The sequence below is a fragment of the Shigella sp. FC1967 genome (genome assembly GCF_001743005.1).
In the GTDB taxonomy this organism is placed as follows: domain Bacteria; phylum Pseudomonadota; class Gammaproteobacteria; order Enterobacterales; family Enterobacteriaceae; genus Proteus.
Map to the genome: position 1 here is coordinate 1 of NZ_MIIZ01000624.1, position 6,190 is coordinate 6,190.

Here is a 6,190-nt window from a genome sequence, read left to right on the forward strand (position 1 = left end):
GCATATGGGTGATTTACACTGATGCAATCCCTCTTTATCAATATATTATCGTTTTCTTAATAGGTGTCTGTTTTATCTCTTTGCTTAATTATATTAGTAAGCGATTTAACTTTTTCCGAGCCGTGACCATTGGCAATCCTATTCCTATTATAAAGAAGGGCGAATTTATAATGGAAAACATTATGGAGAAAAAGAATAAAATAGATATTTTGAACATAACGTCTCGTCTTCATGCTCAGGGTATTCATTCGTTTCAAGAGGTCAATTACGCACAAATTGAACCTGATGGACAAATCACCGTAGTATGCGATGGTGCTAAAATGCCTTCGATTATTGTCATGAAAGATGGTGTTATTCGAACATCCGAATTAGCACAAATAGAAAAAGATGAAGCTTGGCTTCAAGAAGAGATGAAGGATCAGCATATTGATACGCCAGAAGATATTTTCTTAGCTGAATTTTGGGATGGAAAAGTCAATTTTATTTTACAAGATGGGAAGATAAAACGGACTACGTTATAGATAAATAATATCAATGCTGAGTTAAGTATGATTTACAACAGTGGCGATATAATATCGCCATTGTTATCTAGTGAAAACGTAATTACAACTTAACGACTTCAAAATCAGAAGCTATTTCAGTATTGCTAAAGATCTGTTGGCTTTCATTTAGCAATTCAGCGCACTCTTCAGGGGAATAGCGGCTACTAATATGCGTGATAATCAGCTTTTTGATATTAGCGTCTTTTGCTAACTGTGCTGCTTGTACTGTTGTTGAGTGACCACGACTATTCGCTTGCTCTACCATTTCATGTTTAAACGTCGCTTCATGAACAATAACATCGGCGTTATTAGCTAGCTTTAATGCATTTGGGGTGGGTTGTGTATCACCAAAAATGACAATACAACGGCCTTTTATTTCATCACCAATATAGTTTTTACCATCAACGATTCGTCCATCTGGCAATGTTATCGTTTTGCCTTGCTTTAAGTCTTGTAACCAAGAGCCTACGGGAATATTTTCCGCTTTCAGCTTTTCTGCATCTAATTTACCTGGTTTGTTTTCTTCTTCTAAACGATAACCAAAACAAGGCACAGGATGAGAAAGTGCTTCACAGCTGACTTTCATACCTTCTTCTTCAAACAGAAAACCCGCTTTATCAATTTCAACAATATTTATCGGGTAAGTTAAATAGGACTGACTTAATGTCAGCGCCGTTTCTATAAAGGCTTTTATACCCGTAGGGCCATACACGGTTAACTGTGTTTCCGTTCCACCCATTGAGCGACTGCAAAGTAATCCCGGTAAACCAAAAATATGATCGCCATGTAAGTGGGTAATAAAAATTTTATTTAAACGCGGTAATTTCACACGGGTATGCAATATTTGATGTTGTGTTGCTTCACCACAATCAAACATCCACATACTTTTTTGTTTATTTTGTAAATCAAGGACCATACTCGTGACATTGCGATCTTTAGAAGGAACGCCTGCATTGGTGCCTAAAAAAGTGAGCTCCATAATGAAATACTATTCTCCATGTCGAATTTGTTCCCAACTTAAATTGAATTTCGCAAGATACTTACGTAAGCGATCGGCATCGTTGGGTTGTTTTTTATTTTGTCTTGATACTGCGAAAAGTTTTCTACCTGCTTCTGAGAGTGTTGATGATTGCTGACACGTTTTGATCACTGTATTGAGTTGACTCAGATCGAAAAGATCAATATCAGTACTATTAAATAAAGAAGAGGAAACAACCCCCCAATTTTGTTTTAAACGATTAATTTCTTCATCAACAAGAGGAAGGGTAATGCGGCCATTTTCGGCAAGTGTTGCCATTCGGGTTATACTAGCACTAAGTTCACGGAAATTACCACGCCATAATGCCTGTTCAGATGTTGCAAATCGAATATAGTGTGATTTCGCATCAGCGTTAAAACGGATTGCCTTTTGATAAAGCTTTGCAAAATGATGCAATTCATAATCGATATTAGGCTCAATATCCTCTTTACGATCGGCTAAACCTGGTAGTGAAAAAGACCATAAGTTGATCCTTGCATAGAGATCTTCACGAAAAAGTCCTTTTGCAATTTGCTTGTCCATATCACGATGTGTTCCTGCGATGAGTTGAAAATCACTTTGTATCTCAGTATCTGAGCCATAAGGATAAAAAGATTTTTCTTCTATCGCTTTAAGCAACATTGCTTGCTCATCAAGTCCTAATTCTGCAATTTCATCAAGAAATAAAATTCCTTTATCGGCTTCTCTTAATAATCCTGATCTGGTTTGTAATGCCCCAGTAAATGCTCCTTTTACATGCCCAAATAAAGTGGACATAGCATTATCGCCACGCAAAGTAGCACAGTTAACAGCAATAAAACGACCTTTTACAAAATGGCGAGATTGTCGTAATTCATAAATACGTTGAGCAAGGAATGATTTCCCTGCTCCTGTGGGGCCTGTTAATAAGATGGGCGCCACGGAGCGCAATGCAACACGTTCAATTTGAGCAATTAACGTATTAAAACGCTCATTACGTGTGGCGATCCCCGATTTTAAGAAAGAGAGAGACTCATTATGGTAATGCTCAAATCGACTCGTTAGTTTTGTATAACGGCTTAAATCAAGATCAATAACAGCATAACTGCCCGTGGCTGATTGTACTGTTTTGATGTCCTCTTTATTTTCTGTTTTAGAAGAAGGCGAGGTTTGTAATAGTTTTGCAGGTAAATAATGTGCTTCAGTCAGGAGGAACCAGCAAATCTGAGCGATGTGTGTACCTGTGGTGATATGGACATAATATTCTTCATTTTCAGTATCAAATGGATAATTCACTGCAAAATCAAGAAAGTGACTATAAACCTCTTCCAGATCCCAAGGATCACAAATATCAATTTCGTAAGGTAATACTTCTGTATCAGGGGAAATAGTATGAATATCTTCAGTGATTTTTGACGCTAACATAGAGTCATTAGGTTGATGGAGCATGACCAACCGACTTACGGGGAAATCTTTTTGCTGACAAATCGAAATTGTTGGACGCCATGAGTTCCATCTTTTATGACTTTTACCTCGTTTATCTAATGTTGTGCCTAAAACACCAATCACCACTTTACGTTTCATTAAGTTATCCCTACTTATCTTCTTATCTATATTTATAAAAGTGTAGATAAAAAGATAAGTTTTTATCGTTTTTAATTCAACGGATAAATGTTCGAAAATTATGTAAAAAATATTTTTATAAGCAAAAACAATGAATTAAAAAATATTTTTTGCAAATCACCAAAAACTTGGCACGATCTTGGCAATATTATTTGTGTCTTGAGCAGATTTTAAATCTGGTAGGCACATAAAGAACACTCTGTGGTGTTATCTAAATGTGTTCCTCCACATCGGGACTCTGTAGGTGAAGAGGGTTATTTTCAGGTTCGATTCCTGACACCAAAACCATTACAAATCCAAATGTAAAATTAAATATAAAAAATCGTTGTGACAGCAGTACCGTCACCTTGCTTATCCACCAGCGACTACGCTGGATTGTAGGCAGAAGAAGAGACAAACAAAGTATCGTTCCTCTCTTGTTTTCCCTTCGATTTCGCCAAGTATGTTCGTGGAGAGCAAGTCACGATAAAAAAGTAATAAAAGAAAGCTAATAAAGAAGAGATAAGGGAGTCATGATGATAAGAACAACAATAAAAGTGAAGCAAGGACAACTGGGTTTATTAAAGAAGGATGATGAGTATATTGAAGTCCTCACGGCTGGTGAATATAAATTTTTCGATCTTCGTCGCCAATTAAGTGTTGAGCTGGTGGAGTTAAACGGTCCAGCCATTGAAAGGGAGAAAGCTGAATTTTTACGCCAGTATCATCCTGAATGGGTGAGTCAATATTGTTTTGATATTGTGCTATCTGATGAAGAGATTGGCTTACTTTATGAAAATGACTCACTCAAAGAGATCTTAGCGCCGAGCACACGGCGTCTTTATTGGAATTATACACAACGCTCAATGGAAGTGTTGTCAGCCAATGAATTAGAAGTTTCGCCCGCTTTGGTTAAAAAGTTGCAGTATCCAAAACTGCGTAATCAAACAGTCAAAGGCAGTGAAGGTATATTAAGTGTGGATATTCCGGCATGGCATGCGGGTATTATCCGTATTAATGGTGAAACTCAATCATTATTGCCTCCAGGATCAAAAGGTTATTGGCGTTATCAACACAAAGTTGATGTTGAAGTCGTTGATATGCGTTTACAAACACTCGATGTAAGTGGCCAAGAGATCTTAACAAAAGACAAAGTGACATTACGTATTAATTTGTCAGCGAGTTGGCGTTATAGCGATGTGCTTTCAGCGTATCAATTACTGAGTTCACCTCTTGAGTTCTTATATAAAGAGTTGCAGTTTGCTTTACGTGAAGCAGTAGGAACAAGAGCATTGGATGAGTTATTAGAGAATAAAACGCTAATTGACAGCTTAGTGAGTGAGAAAATCAGTGAAGTGACGAAAGGATATGGTATTGAAGTGGCTTCATTAGGGGTAAAAGATATTGTTTTACCGGGTGAAATGAAAACGATTTTAGCGCAAGTGGTTGAGGCAGAAAAATCAGCTCAAGCTAATGTTATTCGTCGAAGAGAAGAGACATCTGCAACACGTTCTTTATTAAATACGGCAAAAGTCATGGAAAACAATCCAGTCGCCTTACGATTAAAAGAGCTAGAAACAGTAGAACGCATTGCAGAACGTATTGATAAGATTTCCGTTTATGGCGGTTTAGACCAAGTATTAAATGGATTAGTACAAATTAAAGGAGCACAGGCATGATATTGGATCATCAAATAGTAAAAGAAGCTGGAACTGCTGAAATCAAAATGTGGACAAATGGCGTGCCAGTTGAAGCCGATGCGCTAAAGCAACTGATTAATACTGCCAAAATGCCTTTTATTTTCAAACATATGGCGGTGATGCCTGATGTTCACTTAGGAAAAGGTTCAACAATAGGGAGTGTTATTCCAACAAAAGGCGCAATTATTCCCGCTGCTGTGGGGGTAGATATTGGATGTGGAATGATTGCGGTGAAAACTTCATTGCACGCAAATGATCTGCCAGATAATTTATTTGCCATAAGAACGGCAATAGAAAAAGCAGTTCCTCATGGAAGAACAAGTTATCAATCAGGGAATGATAAGGGATCATGGAAGAACCCACCTCAACTTGTTGATCAACATTGGCAACAACTTGAAGGACGTTTTAAGGTGTTAACCGATAAGTACCCACGTTTACGCAATACGAATAACTATCGTCACCTTGGTACATTAGGAACAGGAAACCACTTTATTGAGTTGTGCCTAGATGAATCTGATCATGTTTGGGTAATGCTACATAGTGGATCTCGTGGTGTTGGCAATGCCATTGGTACGTTATTTATACAAATGGCACAAGATGATATGAGAGAACATATCGCTAACTTGCCAGATAAAAACTTAGCGTACTTAAAAGAAGGAACGCTTTTCTATGATGACTATATAGAAGCTGTGGAATGGGCACAGGATTTTGCTCGACACAACCGTGAAATTATGATGGAACGCGTATTGGCAGCATTATCAACACAAATAACGAAACCTTTTACGACACAGCAACAGGCGGTGAACTGCCACCATAACTATGTGCAAAAGGAAATGCACTTTGGTGAAGAGGTTCTTGTGACGCGAAAAGGGGCGGTTTCAGCTCAAAAAGGTGAAATGGGGATCATTCCTGGTTCGATGGGAGCTAAGAGCTTTATTGTAAGAGGAAAAGGAAATGCTGAAAGTTTCTGTTCATGCAGTCATGGTGCAGGACGTGTAATGAGTCGAACCGCGGCGAAAAAAAACGTTTAGTGTTGAAGATCAAATTCGAGCAACAGCGCATGTGGAATGTCGAAAAGATGAAGATGTGATTGATGAAATCCCGATGGCTTATAAGGATATTGATGCTGTTATGAAAGCGCAATCATCATTGGTTGAAGTTGTTCATACCTTAAGACAGGTCGTTTGCGTAAAAGGATAATGGTATTTTTTTAAGGTAATTCATCACTATCCCCAAACAATGACGTAGGGGATAGTGTGATATGACAGCGTGTGCATGCAATGCAAATGAATAAATTTTTAAGAATAGATATTCTCTTTAAGTAAAACTCTTCTTTTTTTGTAATTTAA

General features: G+C 37.8%; 4 protein-coding genes and 1 pseudogene. 3 read left to right on the forward strand and 2 right to left on the reverse strand.

The features are described from left to right. Nucleotides 1–521, forward strand: a 521-nt coding sequence (locus BHE89_RS07785) for a DUF421 domain-containing protein (protein WP_141008275.1), incomplete at its 5' end; no start/stop codon positions are given. Between the two features lie 82 nt (nucleotides 522–603). Here the strand turns inward: BHE89_RS07785 and rnz are convergent. Then, the gene (gene rnz, locus BHE89_RS07790) at nucleotides 604–1,521 is read right to left on the reverse strand and encodes a ribonuclease Z (RefSeq protein ID WP_069368461.1); all 918 of its coding nucleotides are present in this window, start codon (nucleotides 1,519–1,521) and stop codon (nucleotides 604–606) included. Between the two features lie 9 nt (nucleotides 1,522–1,530). Continuing rightward, nucleotides 1,531–3,123 (reverse strand): RNA repair transcriptional activator RtcR, encoded by a 1,593-nt coding sequence (gene rtcR / locus BHE89_RS07795; protein WP_069368460.1) that lies wholly within the window; start codon nucleotides 3,121–3,123, stop codon nucleotides 1,531–1,533. A gap of 557 nt (nucleotides 3,124–3,680) precedes the next feature. Here rtcR and BHE89_RS07800 point away from each other — a divergent pair. Both BHE89_RS07800 and BHE89_RS07805 read left to right on the forward strand, forming a co-directional pair. After that, nucleotides 3,681–4,820, forward strand: a complete 1,140-nt coding sequence (locus tag BHE89_RS07800; protein ID WP_128860390.1) for a slipin family protein — start codon at nucleotides 3,681–3,683, stop codon at nucleotides 4,818–4,820. Beyond that, nucleotides 4,817–6,041: pseudogene (locus BHE89_RS07805) on the forward strand (RtcB family protein). Before BHE89_RS07800 ends, BHE89_RS07805 begins: the two are co-directional and overlap by 4 nt. Nucleotides 6,042–6,190 lie beyond the last annotated feature (149 nt).

What these genes read in the sequence shown, in the direction of transcription:
- rnz (WP_069368461.1), bottom strand. Translation starts at nt 1,521, where the DNA reads ATGGAGCTCACTTTTTTAGGCACCAATGCAGGCGTTCCTTCTAAAGAT.
- rtcR (WP_069368460.1), bottom strand. Translation starts at nt 3,123, where the DNA reads ATGAAACGTAAAGTGGTGATTGGTGTTTTAGGCACAACATTAGATAAA.